Here is a 15,677-nt window from a genome sequence, read left to right as displayed (position 1 = left end):
CCCCTGCCGACGCGGTAGCGTTTAGCAAGGATCGAAATTCATCAGTCGTGTTTGTTCATTTTTGGGGGGCGCTCCAGAGCGAGAAAGTTAACGCGGATAAGGATAGCGGTAATGTGTTGACCATTTCAAGGTTAAATTTTCATCAGTGCACCATAAAAAAACCCGCCGAAGCGGGTTTTTAGCCTTTATAACAACGGGCACATTACTGCAGCAGCGAAATATCCGCCACGCGCAGGAACAGCTCACGCAGTTTTTCGAGCATAGAGAGACGGTTAATACGCAGCTCTTTGTCTTCTACGTTCACCATCACTTTCTCGAAGAAGGCGTCGATAACGTCACGCAGCTCCGCCAGCTCCACCAGCGCTTCCTGGTAACGGCCTTCCGCGAAGAACGGCTCGAGCTTGTCGCGCAGCACCACAACCTGCATCGCCAGGGCGATCTCTTCCGGCTCTTTCAGCGTCGCGGCGTTTACACGCTCGTTCAGCGTTTCGTCGGATTTCGCCAGAATGTTGGAGACACGCTTGTTGGCCGCAGCCAGGGCAGATGCCGCTTCCAGCGTACGGAAGTGGGAAACCGCCTTCATACGCGCATCGAAATCTGCCGGACGGGTAGGACGACGCGCCAGTACCGCCTGAATGGTGTCAACGGTGTAACCTTCATCCTGATACCACGCGCGGAAGCGACCGAGCATAAAGTCGATCACATCATCCACCACGTTGGCGTTGGTCAGCTTGTCACCGTACAGACGCACCGCTTCTTCGGTCAGGGTCTGCAGATCCAGGTTCAGATTCTTCTCAACGATGATACGCAGCACGCCGAGCGCAGCACGACGTAGCGCAAACGGATCTTTGTCGCCTTTTGGATGCTGACCGATACCGAAGATACCTGCCAGGGTGTCCATCTTATCGGCAATCGCCACGGCGCAGGCAACCGGGTTAGACGGCAGCTCGTCACCCGCAAAGCGCGGCTGATACTGCTCGTTCAGGGCAACCGCCACGTCTTCCGCTTCGCCATCGTGACGCGCGTAGTGCATCCCCATCACACCCTGGGTGTCGGTAAATTCGAACACCATGTTGGTCATCAGGTCGCACTTGGACAGCAGGCCCGCACGGGTGGCGTGGTTGACGTCAGCGCCGATTTCACGGGCGATCCAGCCGGACAGCTCCGCAATACGGTCGGTCTTGTCGCGCAGCGTACCCAGCTGCTGCTGGAACAGTACGGTCTGCAGACGCGGAAGATGATCTTCCAGACGTTTTTTACGGTCGGTGTTGAAGAAGAACTCGGCATCCGCCAGACGCGGGCGCACCACTTTCTCGTTACCGGAGATAATCTGGCTCGGATCTTTCGATTCGATGTTCGCGACAAAGATGAAGTTTGGCAGCAGCTTGCCGTCGTTGGCGTAGACAGGGAAGTACTTCTGGTCACCCTTCATGGTGTACACCAGCGCTTCAGCCGGAACGGCCAGGAACTTCTCTTCGAACTTCGCGGTCAGCACAACCGGCCATTCCACCAGCGAGGTCACTTCTTCCAGCAGGCTGTCGCTCAGATCGGCTTTACCGCCAATCTTACGCGCCGCCTCTTCTGCATCGGCTTTGATTTTGGCTTTACGCTGTTCGTAGTCAGCAATGACCTTACCGCGCTCCAGCAGGATTTGCGGATACTGATCGGCATTGTCGATGGTGAACTCAGGCTCGCCCATGAAGCGGTGACCGCGGATCACACGATCGGACGCCACGCCCAGAATGGTGGCCGGAATCACGGTATCGCCCAGCAGCAGGGTCACGGTGTGAACCGGACGCACGAAGTGCACGTCGGACGCGCCCCAGCGCATCAGCTTAGGAATCGGCAGCTTAGCCAGCGAGCTCGCAATCATCTCCGGCAGCAGCGCTTCAGCGCTTTCACCTTTTACGTGAGCGCGATACAGCAGCCACTCGCCTTTGTCGGTGGTCAGACGCTCGGCCTGGTCAACGGTGATACCGCAGCCGCGCGCCCAGCCTTCTGCCGCTTTGCTTGGCTTGCCTTCCGCGTCAAACGCCTGGGCAATGGCCGGGCCACGTTTTTCCACTTCACGATCCGGCTGAGACGCCGCCAGGTTAGCCACTTTCAGCGCCAGACGACGCGGTGCAGCAAACCATTCAATTTTACCGTGCGCCAGGCCAGCGTTATCCAGCTCGGCAGTCACGTTCGCAGCAAAAGATTCAGCCAGGCTGCGCAGGGCTTTTGGTGGCAGCTCTTCGGTGCCGATTTCCACCAGGAAAGTTTTCTCAGACATGGCCGCCTCTTATTTGTTTCGGTTGCACATCGGGAAGCCAAGGGCTTCACGGGACGCATAGTAAGCTTCTGCAACGGCTTTGGTCAGGGTACGAATACGCAGAATGTAGCGCTGACGTTCAGTCACGGAGATCGCTTTGCGGGCGTCCAGCAGGTTGAAGCTGTGGGCGGCCTTCAGAATACGCTCATAAGCAGGCAGCGGCAGCGGAGTCTCCAGAGCCAGCAGCTGCTGCGCTTCTTTCTCGTACTGCTCGAAGCAGGTGAACAGGAAGTCCACGTCCGCGTATTCGAAGTTATAGGTGGATTGCTCCACTTCGTTCTGATGGAACACGTCGCCGTAGGTGGTTTTACCCAGCGGGCCGTCGCTCCAGACCAGGTCGTAAACGCTGTCTACGCCCTGAATATACATAGCCAGACGTTCCAGACCGTAGGTGATTTCACCGGTGATCGGTTTACATTCCAGACCGCCAACCTGCTGGAAGTAGGTAAACTGGGTCACTTCCATGCCGTTCAGCCACACTTCCCAACCCAGCCCCCAGGCACCCAGCGTTGGGTTTTCCCAGTTATCTTCCACGAAACGGATATCGTGAATGGTGGGATCCATACCCAGCTCTTTCAGTGACCCGAGATACAGTTCCTGAATATTGTCTGGTGATGGCTTAATCACCACCTGGAACTGATAGTAATGCTGCAGACGGTTCGGGTTCTCACCGTAACGACCATCGGTCGGACGGCGGGAAGGCTGCACATAAGCGGTCGCCATTGGCTCTGGCCCCAACGCGCGTAAGCTGGTCATCGGGTGTGAAGTGCCGGCGCCGACTTCCATGTCCAAAGGTTGAACAATGGTACAGCCCTGACGAGCCCAGTAATCCTGTAAGGTCAGGATCAGGCCCTGGAAGGTCTTGGTATCAAACTTTTGCATAGTATTTCGTGCTGGATACGTGTGGTTTTAAATGGAAGGGACCAGTATACCCGCTGGCTGCAAGATATACAGTACGAAACGGAGTTGTTTAGGGAAAATTGGGAAATAAGCATTCAAGCCAGAACGCCGCGGGCGTCTGGCTGTTGATTATCCGAGCAGGCTAGCGCATGGAGAGGTGTAAAAACTGACCGTCCGCATCAAACGAGCAGACAAAGCCCTCTTTACGGGACGTATGGCCCCGCAGTTCATAGCTTCCCTGAAAGCGCTCAAACCCGGTGACATCAATTTTCTGCACCTCCGAGTTATAACGTCGCGCAGCCTGATCTTTACAGAGCGCTTCCATATTCAGTGAACGTTCCGGGCTCATTTTACCCTGCTGTGCTTTTTGCACCGGTGCTTCTTGCGGGGCACTGCATCCTGCCAGAATGCCCAGCAGAAAGAGTGACGCCACACGCTTCATCATCATTTTTATTACCGCCCTGGTCTGTGGCTGTTATTTTTAGTATCAAAGCTTTTATAGATTATGGTCTGGCATTCTGCGAATCTCGCGGCCTCCCGACAACACTGCTGAATAAATCTCAGATTTTTCCAGGGAAAGATATTTCCACAACGGCAGTCACACTCTATTTACAGGGAAAAGAGGAACTGATGCAGTCGAAAATTAACTGGGTTGATAACCTGCGAGGAATAGCGTGTCTGATGGTGGTGATGATCCACACGACGACCTGGTATATCACGAACGCCCACAGCGTCAGCCCCGTTAACTGGGATATCGCCAATATTCTCAATTCTGCTTCACGCGTCAGCGTGCCGCTGTTCTTTATGATTTCCGGCTTTCTCTTTTTTGGTGAGCGTAGCGCGCAGCCGAGGCATTTCATTCGCATCGCGGCTTGCCTCGGGTTCTACAGCGCCATTGCCCTGCTCTATATTACCCTGTTCACCTCAATTAACGCCGGGTTAGCGCTGAAATACGTACTGCAAAAACCGGTGTTCTACCATCTTTGGTTCTTCTTCGCCATTATCGTTATCTATCTGATCTCCCCCCTCATACAGGTGAAAAACGTCAGCGGAAAAATGCTTCTGGCGCTGATGGTGGTGATTGGCATTGTCGCCAACCCGAATACAGTCTCGCAGAAAATCGACGGTTTTGAGTGGCTACCGGTCAACCTCTATATCAACGGCGATACCTTTTACTATGTGCTTTACGGCATGCTGGGACGGGCCATCGGGATGATGAATACGCAAAAACGCGGTCTGAACGGGCTTTGCGCGGCGCTGTTTATTGCTGGCGTGGCGGTGATTGCGCGCGGGACACTGCATGAACTGCAGTGGCGCGGTAATTTTGCGGATACCTGGTATCTCTACTGCGGGCCGATGGTCTTTATCTGTGCCGTTTCCCTGCTGACGCTGGTCAAAAACACGATGAACGCGCGCCCGCTTCCCGTGCTGGGCTATATCTCGCGCCACTCGCTGGGGATTTACGGTTTTCATGCCCTGGTGATCCACGCCCTGCGAACGAGGGGGGTGGAACTGAAAAGCTGGCCGGTGCTGGACATCGTCTGGATTTTCTCCGCCACACTGGTCGTGAGCTTACTGCTGTCGATGCTGCTACAGAAGATAGATACGCGCCGCTTCGTCAGTTAACGGTGCGCTGTCGGGCGCGATGAAACTGGCGCGGGGAAGAAAACCCTGCCGCCAGGGAAGCCTGCTCCACGCCACGACCCTGCAATAACCACTGCTCGGCCACTGCCAGACGCAGCTGCTCCAGGTAATCGCGAACGCTAATGCCTAAATGCGTCTGAAACAGACGGGTTAAATGGCGCGGGCTGACGTGCGCCAGCGCGGCGATATCCGGAACGCTCCAGGCTTTTTGTGGTTCGGCGGTCAGCGCATCCTGGGCACGGTGGATAGCCGGGTGAAGATGATTGCGGTAGCGTAGCCACGGAGAAAGCTGCGGATCGTCTCCCGACCGGCGGAACCAGACCACCATCTCACGCGCCACGGCCAGCGCCTTTTCGGGGCCACACAGGCGGTTAATCATATGCAGCGCCAGATCGATGCCTGAAGTGATCCCTGCGCTGGTCCAGATATTCTCATCCTGCACAAATATCCGGTTTTCTTTAATCACCGCCGAGGGAGCCGCGGTACGCAAACGGCTAATCACGTCATGATGTGTGGTGCACTGCCGGTGATTCAGCAACCCGGATTTCGCCGCCAGCAATGCCCCCGAACAGACGCACATCACCGTGATATCCCGACGCTGAATGGCTGGCTGCAGGCGCATCAGCCAGTGCTGGATCTGCAACGCCTGGGGTGTCGAAAACTGAGTGCGGGAGTCGCTCACGCCGGGCAGAACCAGCAGGCTCCCCGCCGGGAGCCCTTCCGGTAAAGGCTGAATGCCGCTCATTGCGAGACCAATCGACGTTTGGACCTCAGGTTGCGGGCCAATGTAATGCAGGCGAAACGCCTCGCCCGCCAGCACAAAGGTTTCCGCCGGGCCGGTCATATCTAAAGACAGCACCCCGGGCAACATCACAAACCAGACGTCGATGCGCATTACAGTGACTCCAGCGTCTCCGCTACCGTTTTAATCCCGGCAAACCGCCCGGCCAGTACCGTTTCGGTACGATGGCGAATTTCCGCTGCACTAAGGGTAATCCCTCTGTACGTCATGGGAAACGTCAGCGTTGCCTCGCTTACAAAGGTAACAGCATAACCCAGATCGGATGCCACCCGTGCGGTGGTCTCGCAGCATTGTTCAGTACGAATGCCGCACACAATCAGCTGGTTGATATCACGCGCACGCAGCCAGCGGTCAAGCCCGGTATCCGTGAAGGCATTATGAACGTGTTTCTTGAAAACCACATCCGGCTGGTGACGTAAAAAGGCCATCGGTTTGACATAGCCGCTTTGCAGTGAGAAAGGGCCATCTTCATCCACATGAAATATATCAACGACGGGAACATTGCGTGCCTGGCAGCCCTCAATCAACCCCAGCATTGCCTGCTGAAAGGCCGGAATGTCTTGTTCCTGCCAGTAATCACGGTGATGAAAAGACTGTTGGGTATCGATGTTGAGTAGTGCAATGCGTGTCATGATGGTGCTCCTCGCCAGTGGGTATGAATACATACTGACGAGAAAACAGGCACGCGGACAGACCAAAAAAGGACATCCTCGTGCCGCTGGCAGACAATCGCGTTTACGACATCAGCGGCAGCAACTGCTGATAAATTTTGCGGAACACATCGCGCCTTTCTGCGTAACGCGCATGGTGTGTCGCATCAGGCAGATGCGCCTGTTCCAGCGTAAGCTGCGGCAACAGTTGCGCAAGCGGTATTTCCGGGTTCATGGCGATCTGCGCCAGTCGCGCGGCACCGAGCGCTGGCCCGACGTCACCACCGGTGCGAAAATCCAGCTGCAGTCCGCTAATATCCGCCAGCATTTGTCGCCAGTACGGGCTTCGCGCCCCGCCGCCGATCAGGGTAATGCTCGCCGGTTTCAGGCCGCAGTCATGCACCACGTCCATTCCATCAGCCAGGGCATAACCTACGCCTTCGAGAACTGCTCGTGCCAGTTCTGCCGGGCCATGTTGATGGGTTAAGCCAAAGAACACTCCCTTTGCTTCCGGGTTGTTGTGCGGCGTTCGCTCACCGGACAGATACGGTAAAAACCAGACGGTACCGGCATTTTCATCCGCCTGTTGGGCTGCGGCAATCAACGCAGGCACATCGGCCATCCCGGTCAGCTTCGCCGCCCAGTCCAGGCACGACGCGGCACTCAGCATCACCGACATCAAATGCCATTTTCCTGGCAGCGCATGGCAGAAGCTGTGCACTGCACTTTCAGGGTTGCTGCGATACCCATCACTGACGGCAAAATAGACGCCTGAGGTTCCCAGCGAGAGCATAGCCTGCCCGGCCTCAACCATCCCGACACCTACAGCCCCCGCCGCGTTGTCCCCGCCTCCGGCCACCACCGGTACGGCAGGCATATTCCAGCGCTCAGCAACCGCTGGCAGCAATGTGCCCGTCACCTCACTGCCTTCGAACAGTGCGGGCATCTGTTCACGGGTGAGATGGCAGGCATCCAGCATCGCCTCGCTCCAGTCACGTTTCGCCACGTCGAGCCACATCGTGCCGGCGGCATCGGACATGTCGCTGGCGAAATCCCCCGTCATGCGAAAACGCAGATAATCTTTTGGCAGCAACACTTTTGCCACCTGACGGAAAATATCCGGCTCATGTCGCTGTACCCACAGTAATTTGGGCGCGGTAAAGCCGGGCATCATCAGGTTGCCGGTAATCTCACGAGAGGCAGGAACACGTGCCTCAAGAAGCGCACACTCTTCTGCACATCGGCCATCGTTCCAGAGAATGGCAGGACGGAGCACACGATGCTGGCTGTCGAGCAGCGTAGCGCCGTGCATTTGTCCGGCGATCCCCAGCGCGTTGACGTCACGCAGACTGTGCTGCTCACCCAGGGCCTGAATGGCACGATTCGTCGCCTGCCACCACTGCTCCGGATCCTGCTCCGACCACAGCGGGTGCGGACGTGAAACCTGCAGTTTTTCTGTCTGCGTTGCTAACACGTCGCCCTGCTCGCTTAACAGGATGGCTTTCACACCCGATGTGCCAAGATCGATCCCGATGTACATTAACGGTGACTCCTTTAACAGAAATGCCCGGTGGCGCAACCGCTTACCGGGCCTGCGTGCTGTTATTTATCGAACAGGTAGTGATTGACCAGATTTTCCAGCAGCTCCTGATGTCCGCTCTGGTGCTGCGGAGCCAACTGGTGTTGTTCAGCGTACTTCGCAATTTCCGCAAGCGATAACTGACCTTTCAGAATTTGCTGGCCCAGCTCACTGTTCCAGCCGCTATAACGCTTCGCCACGCGCTTATCCAGCTCGCCGTCTTCGATCATGCGCGCGGCCACTTTTAGCGCCAGCGCCATGGTGTCCATCGCGCCAATGTGGCCGTAGAACAGATCGTATTTATCGGTGCTCTGGCGACGCACTTTGGCGTCAAAGTTCAACCCACCGGTGGTGAACCCCCCCGCTTTGATAATTTCATACATCACCAGCGCATTCTCTTCCACGCTGTTCGGGAACTGATCCGTATCCCAGCCCAGCTGCGCATCGCCACGGTTAGCGTCGACAGAGCCGAAAATACCCAGCGCAATCGCAGACGCTATCTCGTGATGGAATGAGTGGCCCGCCAGGGTGGCGTGGTTGGCTTCAATGTTAACTTTAATCTCTTTTTCCAGGCCAAACTGCTTCAGAAAACCGTACACCGTCGCCACATCATAGTCATACTGGTGCTTGGTGGGTTCCTGCGGTTTCGGCTCAATCAGCAGCGTGCCGCGGAAACCGATTTTATGCTTATGCTCAACAACCATCTGCATAAAGCGGCCAATTTGCTCACGCTCCTGGCGCAGGTCCGTGTTAAGCAGGGTTTCGTAGCCTTCACGGCCGCCCCACAGAACATAGTTCTCACCGCCCAACTGATGCGTGGCGTTCATGGCCGTCACCACCTGCGTGGCCGCCCAGCTAAATACTTCCGGATCCGGGTTAGTTGCTGCCCCCGCGCCGTAGCGTGGATTCGTGAAGCAGTTCGCCGTGCCCCACAGCAGCTTCACGCCACTTTGCTGCTGTTTCGCCGCCAGCACATCCACCATCTGCGCGAAGTTGTTCAGGTACGCTTTCAGCGATGCGCCCTCTGGCGACACGTCCACATCGTGGAAGCAGTAGTACGGCACGTTCAGCTTGTGGAAGAACTCAAACGCCACATCGGCTTTCCGTTTCGCCAGCTCGATGGCTTCACCCGGCTGTTGCCAGGGACGGTCAAAGGAGCCCACGCCGAACATGTCGGCGCCATTCCAGCAGAAGGTATGCCAGTAACAGGCAGCAAAGCGCAAATGATCTTCCATGCGCTTACCCAGCACCAGCTCATCCGGGTTGTAGTGACGAAATGCTAAAGGATTGGCCGTTTTTGGACCTTCGTAACGAACACGATCGAGTTGGTCGAAATAAGCTTGCATATTGAGCTCCATAATCAGGGTATGCGGCGAGTCGTTGATACAGGAGTAATAGTGAATAGACATTTGGGGTTGCTCAATTACGTTATTTCACACTGCTATTGAGAGAATGCACAACTGTGCGCTGGCTCGCAAAATAATGCGCAGGCAAACTATTTTTCGGCGTGTATTCCAGAATCAAATGTAATTAAGACGTTACGTATTTTAAAATCCGATCGCGGTCATAAATTCAGAAATAAACCAAATATCATAATAGGAAGATAAAAATCTGTAATTGCCAGCCTGCCTTTCCGCGTTAAAAATTTGCTGCGTCTCAGTAGTGAATGTTTCTTTTATCTCAGCAACACATACCCCTACAAAAGGCCTAATAATTATGAAGATAAAGAACCTGACCCTAACGCTCTGCACTACACTCCTGCTGGCAAGCTTTGCAGGCCATGCTAAGGAGGTCAAAATCGGCATGGCGATTGATGACCTGCGTCTGGAGCGCTGGCAAAAAGATCGCGATATTTTTGTTAAAAAAGCAGAATCACTTGGCGCAAGCGTGTTTGTTCAGTCGGCGAACGGCAACGAAGAAACGCAAATGTCGCAAATTGAGAATATGATTAACCGTGGTGTCGATGTCCTGGTCATTATCCCCTATAACGGCCAGGTATTAAGTAACGTGGTGAAAGAAGCCAAACAGGAAGGGATAAAAGTTCTGGCCTATGACCGTATGATTAATAATGCGGATATTGATTATTATATTTCCTTCGACAATGAAAAAGTGGGCGAATTACAGGCGCAAAGCCTGATCGACAAAGTGCCTCAGGGCAATTATTTCCTGATGGGCGGTTCACCGGTAGATAACAACGCCAAACTGTTCCGCGAAGGGCAAATGAAAGTTCTTAAGCCGTACATCGACAGCGGGAAAATTAAAGTGGTTGGCGATCAATGGGCCGACGGATGGCTGCCAGAAAACGCGCTGAAAATTATGGAGAACGCGCTGACGGCCAACAACAACAAAATTGATGCGGTCGTCGCCTCCAACGATGCCACCGCAGGCGGCGCGATTCAGGCGCTGAGCGCCCAGGGCCTGGCCGGGAAAGTGGCCATTTCAGGGCAAGATGCCGATCTGGCCGGGGTAAAACGCATTATCGCCGGCACCCAAACCATGACGGTCTACAAACCGATTACCGAGCTTGCGAATACGGCGGCGGAAATTGCCGTGGAGCTGGGCAACGGTAAGCAACCTAAAGCCGACGCGACGCTGAATAACGGGCTGAAAGACGTTCCGGCTCGTCTGCTCACCCCTATTGAAGTCAATAAAGAGAACATTGACGCCACCGTGATTAAAGACGGTTTCCACAAGAAGAGCGAACTGTAATCCGGCGCGCCCCTGCTCTGCGGGGGCGCTTCACGTTGTACTGTTCTTCCCTCGGGTTACGTGGAGCAGTTATGCCTTATTTACTTGAAATGAAAAGCATCACCAAGCGCTTCGGCACGGTGAAAGCCGTCGACAACGTCAGTCTTCGGCTGAACCCCGGCGAGGTCGTTTCGCTGTGTGGCGAGAACGGCTCGGGCAAGTCAACGCTGATGAAAGTGTTGTGCGGGATCTACCCCCATGGCAGTTACGAAGGCGAAATCGTCTTTGCCGGTGAAGTGATTCAGGCGACACACATTCGCGATACCGAACGTAAAGGCATCGCCATCATCCACCAGGAGCTGGCGCTGGTGAAGCATCTCACCGTGCTGGAGAACATTTTCCTTGGGGCCGAAATTTCCCGCCACGGCGTGCTGGATTACGACACCATGACGCTGCGCTGTGAAAAGCTGCTGGCGCAGGTGAGCCTCAGCATTTCACCGGACACCCGCGTGGGGGATCTGGGCCTGGGGCAGCAGCAGCTGGTCGAAATTGCGAAAGCACTGAATAAACAGGTCAGGCTGCTCATACTCGATGAGCCAACGGCGTCGCTCACCGAACAGGAAACCGCGGTTCTGCTCAATATCATCCGCGACCTGCAAAACCACGGCATCGCCTGCATCTACATTTCGCACAAGCTCAACGAGGTCAAAGCCATTTCGGACACCATTTGCGTGATCCGCGACGGACAACACATCGGCACGCGTGAAGCCGCGGGCATGAGTGAAGATGACATCATCACCATGATGGTGGGCCGCGAGCTGACGGCACTCTACCCTAATGAACCTCACACCACCGGTGACGAAGTGTTACGCGTGGAAAACCTGACCGCGTGGCATCCCGTTAACCGCCACATTAAGCGCGTCAATAACGTCTCGTTTTCTCTTCACAGCGGTGAAATTCTTGGGATTGCGGGGCTCGTCGGGGCCGGGCGAACCGAAGCCGTACAGTGTCTGTTTGGCGTATGGCCGGGGCGCTGGGAGGGCAAAATTTATATCGACGGCCAGCCGGTGAAAATTGACAACTGCCAGCAGGCGATTGCCCGCGGCATTGCCATGGTCCCGGAAGACCGTAAAAAAGACGGCATCGTGCCGGTGATGGCGGTCGGAAAAAATATCACGCTGGCAGCACTCGATCAGTTCTCCGGTGCGCTAAGCAGCCTGGACGATGCCGCAGAGCAGCAGTGTATTTTGCAGTCTCTCGCCCGCCTCAAGGTGAAGACTTCCTCTCCTGAACTGGCCATTGGTCGTCTGAGCGGCGGCAACCAGCAAAAAGCGATTCTGGCGCGCTGCCTGCTTCTCAACCCGCGCATATTAATCCTCGATGAGCCCACGCGCGGGATTGATATCGGTGCCAAATATGAAATCTACAAACTGATTAATCAGCTTGTACAGCAAGGGATTGCCGTCATTGTCATCTCGTCTGAGTTACCCGAAGTGCTCGGCCTGAGCGACCGTGTGCTGGTCATGCACGAGGGAAAACTGAAAGCCAACCTGATTAACCAGAACCTGACGCAGGAGCAGGTGATGGAAGCCGCTTTAAGGAGCGAACGTCATGTCGAAAAGCAATCCGTCTGATATCAAAGTCGCTGTTCCGACGCCCGGCGCGTTCGCGGGGCTAAAAGCGCTGAACCTGCAGGTTTTCGTGATGATCGCGGCGATTATCGTCATCATGCTGTTTTTTACATGGATGACCGATGGCTCGTACCTGAGCGCGCGTAACGTCTCAAACCTGCTGCGCCAGACCGCCATCACCGGCATTCTGGCCGTGGGGATGGTGTTTGTGATTATCTCCGCGGAAATCGACCTGTCCGTCGGGTCGATGATGGGCCTGCTTGGCGGCGTGGCGGCTATTTTTGACGTCTGGCTTGGCTGGCCGCTGCCGCTGACCGTGGCGGTCACGCTGGTATTGGGTCTGGTATTGGGGGCCTGGAACGGCTGGTGGGTTGCCTACCGTAAAGTGCCGTCGTTCATTGTTACCCTTGCAGGAATGCTGGCCTTCCGCGGGATCTTAATCGGCATCACCAACGGTACCACCGTCTCTCCCACCAGCGCGGCCATGTCGCAGATTGGCCAGAGTTACCTCTCAGACAGCATAGGCTTTACGATTGGGGTGATTGGGCTGCTGGCGTTTGTCGCGTGGCAGTGGCGCGGTCGTATGCGCCGTCAGGCGCTGGGGCTGGCGTCTCCGGCGCCAACGTCGGTGGTAGGGCGTCAGGCGCTCACCGCAGTCATTGTGCTCGGCGCAATCTGGCTCCTGAACGACTATCGCGGCGTGCCTACGCCGGTATTGCTGCTGGCCCTCTTACTGCTGGGCGGCATGTTTATGGCCACCCGTACCGCGTTCGGTCGCCGTATTTACGCCATCGGTGGCAACCTTGAAGCCGCCCGTCTGTCAGGGATTAACGTCGAGCGTACCAAACTGGCCGTCTTCGCCATTAATGGCCTGATGGTCGCTATCGCCGGGCTGATCCTCAGCTCGCGTCTGGGAGCCGGTTCTCCCTCCGCCGGCAACATCGCCGAGCTGGATGCTATTGCCGCCTGCGTCATTGGCGGCACCAGCCTTGCAGGCGGTATCGGTAGCGTGGCGGGCGCGGTGATGGGGGCATTTATTATGGCGTCGCTGGATAACGGGATGAGTATGATGGACGTCCCGACGTTTTGGCAGTATATCGTCAAGGGGGCCATTCTTTTGCTGGCAGTCTGGATGGACTCAGCAACCAAGCGACGGGCCTGATAACGGTATTGTGACTTAATTGGGAAGTGAGCCATGTTTGAAAAGCGTCACCGCATTACGTTGTTATTCAATGCCAATAAAGCCTACGACCGTCAGGTGGTTGAAGGGGTTGGCGAATATTTGCAGGCGTCGCAATCGGAGTGGGATATCTTTATTGAAGAAGATTTCCGCACCCGTCTGGAGAACATTAAAGACTGGCTGGGCGATGGCGTCATCGCCGACTATGACGACCCCGTCATTGAGCAACTGCTGACCGACGTCGACGTCCCGATTGTGGGCGTCGGCGGCTCCTACCATTCTCCGGAACACTATCCGCCAGTCCATTATATTGCTACCGATAACCATGCCCTGGTTGAAGCGGCCTTTCTCCATTTAAAAGAGAAAGGCGTTCATCGCTTTGCGTTTTATGGTTTGCCCGCCACCAGCGGCAAGCGCTGGGCCGTTGAGCGTGAGCACGCGTTTTGTCAGTTGGTCGCGCAGGAGAAGTACCGCGGCGTGGTCTATCAGGGGCTGGAAACCGCACCGGAGAACTGGCAGCACGCGCAAAACCGCCTGGCAGACTGGCTGCAAACGCTGCCGCCGCAAACCGGTATTATTGCCGTTACGGATGCCCGCGCGCGCCACGTGCTGCAGGTCTGCGAACATTTACACATCCCGGTACCTGAAAAACTGTGCGTGATTGGCATTGATAACGAAGAACTTACCCGCTATCTGTCTCGCGTGGCGCTCTCTTCCGTTGCTCAGGGCACACGTCAGATGGGGTATCAGGCGGCGAAGCTGCTGCATCGTCTGCTGGATAAAGAGTCTCTGCCGCTTCAGCGCTTGCTGGTACCCCCTGTGCGGGTCGTTGAACGGCGCTCAACCGACTATCGCTCCTTAAGCGATCCTGCCGTCATTCAGGCCATGCACTACATTCGCAACCACGCGTGTAAAGGGATAAAGGTCGATCAGGTTCTGGATTCAGTGGGCATTTCTCGTTCGAATCTGGAGAAGCGCTTCAAAGAAGAGGTGGGCGAAACCATTCATGCGGTTATTCATGCTGAGAAGCTGGAGAAGGCCCGCAGCCTGCTCATCTCCACGTCGCTATCGATCAACGAAATTTCGCAGATGTGCGGTTACCCATCCCTGCAGTATTTCTATTCGGTGTTTCGCAAAGAATATGACACCACACCCAAAGAGTACCGGGATCGCCACAGCGAGGTGCTGATATAGAAAAGAAAACGCCTTCCACTGGAAGGCGTTCTTTTAAGATTACATATGGGCGGCAATTAAGCGCTGGTTATCCTGATACATCGCGAACAGATAGTTGTTATAGCTCTGCCCCTTCGTCGAATACCCTTTCAGCTTGTGGATCATCGTACTGGCCGTCACTTCCTGGTCCGCTTTACGCAACTGCGCGCGTGATTTACGGAACGATGAGTAGGCCGGGTGCGTGTTCAGATTCACCACGTAGGCATTCACAGAATCTTTCACTGATTCAAACTGAGAATAACCTTTCACCTTGCCAGGCGCATTGTTACAACGACCTTTCACACACTTCATACCGAAAAGGTTATTGTTGTTACGCGCAAGTTTAGAGGTCCCCCAGCCGCTTTCAGCCGCCGCCATGGTCGCAACCATGCTACCCGGGATGATATCCACACGCTCAAGGAGAGCGTTCCACGGCACACGACGAGTGTTACCGTTCCAACTCAGCTTGTAGCGCTTCGTGATATCTTTCAGACGCGCGCGCTCTGACGGCGACCAGCGGCTATCGTACTGTTTCGAAATCAGCCAGTTACGATCCGCAGTAATCGCGGCATTTTGACTCGTGATGTAAGGCATTACCGTCCGGAGAAACGCTTTTTTCCTTGGTGTTCCGGAAGGGTATTTTCGCAAATCAGGAAGTGAACTACTCTTTGCACTATTGCGAGAATACTCTTGTTTACTGCTAACCTTACTACTTGTCGTCTTTATTACGTGGGCTTTCTTACTCGTTGTATCCGTGTGCGTCTTCGCAAGCACCTCACCCGAAAATGCCGTGGTGAGTAACATGAGTATCGCAGCCCCATATCGTCGGATGGGAGTCGATATCATTAGGTCTCCTGGTCGGATGTAATCATCCTAACACCTTATTTTTTTCACAAATTTGAGAGCGGAATCTCAAATCATATCAAAAATAGACTTCAAGAGCACGTATAGAAATAGTCCAATTCTGAAACTATGTCATCTGAAACTTGCTCATTTAAGCATCAATTCTGAAAAAATGTGTGCGATCTCGCAGATAACTGCCTAATTTTGCGCGAGATCACTCATCCTCACGCATCCTCC

General features: G+C 55.1%; 13 protein-coding genes. 5 read left to right on the top strand and 8 right to left on the bottom strand.

Annotated features, from left to right (window positions below):
- Positions 1–202: 202 nt before the first annotated feature.
- The 3 genes from glyS to C1N69_RS00845 all read right to left on the bottom strand — a co-directional run bounded on the left by glyS (position 203) and on the right by C1N69_RS00845 (position 3,659).
- Positions 203–2,272: a glycine--tRNA ligase subunit beta gene (gene glyS, locus C1N69_RS00855; protein ID WP_045286000.1), complete on the bottom strand. Its 2,070-nt coding sequence runs from the start codon at positions 2,270–2,272 to the stop codon at positions 203–205.
- Between the two features lie 9 nt (positions 2,273–2,281).
- Complete coding sequence (glyQ, locus tag C1N69_RS00850; RefSeq protein WP_003860141.1) at positions 2,282–3,193, bottom strand: glycine--tRNA ligase subunit alpha; 912 nt, start codon at positions 3,191–3,193, stop codon at positions 2,282–2,284.
- 160 nt (positions 3,194–3,353) lie between these two features.
- Complete coding sequence (locus C1N69_RS00845) at positions 3,354–3,659, bottom strand: YsaB family lipoprotein (RefSeq protein ID WP_025759165.1); 306 nt, start codon at positions 3,657–3,659, stop codon at positions 3,354–3,356.
- A 182-nt stretch (positions 3,660–3,841) separates the two neighbouring features.
- Between C1N69_RS00845 and C1N69_RS00840 the strand changes: the two genes are divergently transcribed.
- Complete coding sequence (locus C1N69_RS00840; RefSeq protein WP_155030529.1) at positions 3,842–4,837, top strand: acyltransferase; 996 nt, start codon at positions 3,842–3,844, stop codon at positions 4,835–4,837.
- Here C1N69_RS00840 and C1N69_RS00835 read toward each other — a convergent pair.
- The 4 genes from C1N69_RS00835 to xylA all read right to left on the bottom strand — a co-directional run bounded on the left by C1N69_RS00835 (position 4,830) and on the right by xylA (position 9,232).
- Positions 4,830–5,750: a GlxA family transcriptional regulator gene (locus C1N69_RS00835; RefSeq protein WP_047957487.1), complete on the bottom strand. Its 921-nt coding sequence runs from the start codon at positions 5,748–5,750 to the stop codon at positions 4,830–4,832. The two genes, C1N69_RS00840 and C1N69_RS00835, sit on opposite strands and share 8 nt — an antisense overlap.
- A complete protein-coding gene (locus C1N69_RS00830) occupies positions 5,750–6,289 on the bottom strand; it encodes an isochorismatase family protein (protein ID WP_155030528.1) in 540 nt (179 codons plus the stop codon). The genes C1N69_RS00835 and C1N69_RS00830 overlap by 1 nt, the downstream gene beginning before the upstream one ends.
- A gap of 103 nt (positions 6,290–6,392) precedes the next feature.
- On the bottom strand, positions 6,393–7,847 hold the full coding sequence (xylB, locus tag C1N69_RS00825; protein ID WP_155030527.1) for a xylulokinase: 1,455 nt from the start codon (positions 7,845–7,847) through the stop codon (positions 6,393–6,395).
- A 62-nt stretch (positions 7,848–7,909) separates the two neighbouring features.
- Positions 7,910–9,232, bottom strand: a complete 1,323-nt coding sequence (gene xylA, locus C1N69_RS00820; RefSeq protein ID WP_155031897.1) for a xylose isomerase — start codon at positions 9,230–9,232, stop codon at positions 7,910–7,912.
- Between the two features lie 370 nt (positions 9,233–9,602).
- Here xylA and xylF point away from each other — a divergent pair, with 370 nt between their 5' ends.
- From xylF to xylR, 4 genes are all read left to right on the top strand, one after another.
- Positions 9,603–10,595 (top strand): D-xylose ABC transporter substrate-binding protein, encoded by a 993-nt coding sequence (gene xylF / locus C1N69_RS00815; protein WP_025759158.1) that lies wholly within the window; start codon positions 9,603–9,605, stop codon positions 10,593–10,595.
- A 71-nt stretch (positions 10,596–10,666) separates the two neighbouring features.
- On the top strand, positions 10,667–12,208 hold the full coding sequence (locus tag C1N69_RS00810; RefSeq protein WP_047957484.1) for a xylose ABC transporter ATP-binding protein: 1,542 nt from the start codon (positions 10,667–10,669) through the stop codon (positions 12,206–12,208).
- Positions 12,186–13,367 (top strand): xylose ABC transporter permease XylH, encoded by a 1,182-nt coding sequence (gene xylH, locus C1N69_RS00805; RefSeq protein WP_155030526.1) that lies wholly within the window; start codon positions 12,186–12,188, stop codon positions 13,365–13,367. Before C1N69_RS00810 ends, xylH begins: the two co-directional genes overlap by 23 nt.
- A 33-nt stretch (positions 13,368–13,400) precedes the next feature.
- Positions 13,401–14,579 (top strand): D-xylose utilization transcriptional activator XylR, encoded by a 1,179-nt coding sequence (gene xylR / locus C1N69_RS00800; RefSeq protein ID WP_021242460.1) that lies wholly within the window; start codon positions 13,401–13,403, stop codon positions 14,577–14,579.
- 39 nt (positions 14,580–14,618) lie between these two features.
- Here xylR and C1N69_RS00795 read toward each other — a convergent pair whose 3' ends face one another.
- Positions 14,619–15,443: a protein bax gene (locus tag C1N69_RS00795; RefSeq protein WP_032672543.1), complete on the bottom strand. Its 825-nt coding sequence runs from the start codon at positions 15,441–15,443 to the stop codon at positions 14,619–14,621.
- Between the last annotated feature and the right edge of the window lie 234 nt (positions 15,444–15,677).

The organism is Enterobacter sichuanensis (genome assembly GCF_009036245.1).
Taxonomy (GTDB): domain Bacteria; phylum Pseudomonadota; class Gammaproteobacteria; order Enterobacterales; family Enterobacteriaceae; genus Enterobacter; species Enterobacter sichuanensis.
Note: the sequence above shows the minus strand (reverse complement) of the source record. Positions and strands in the feature narration are given on the sequence as shown.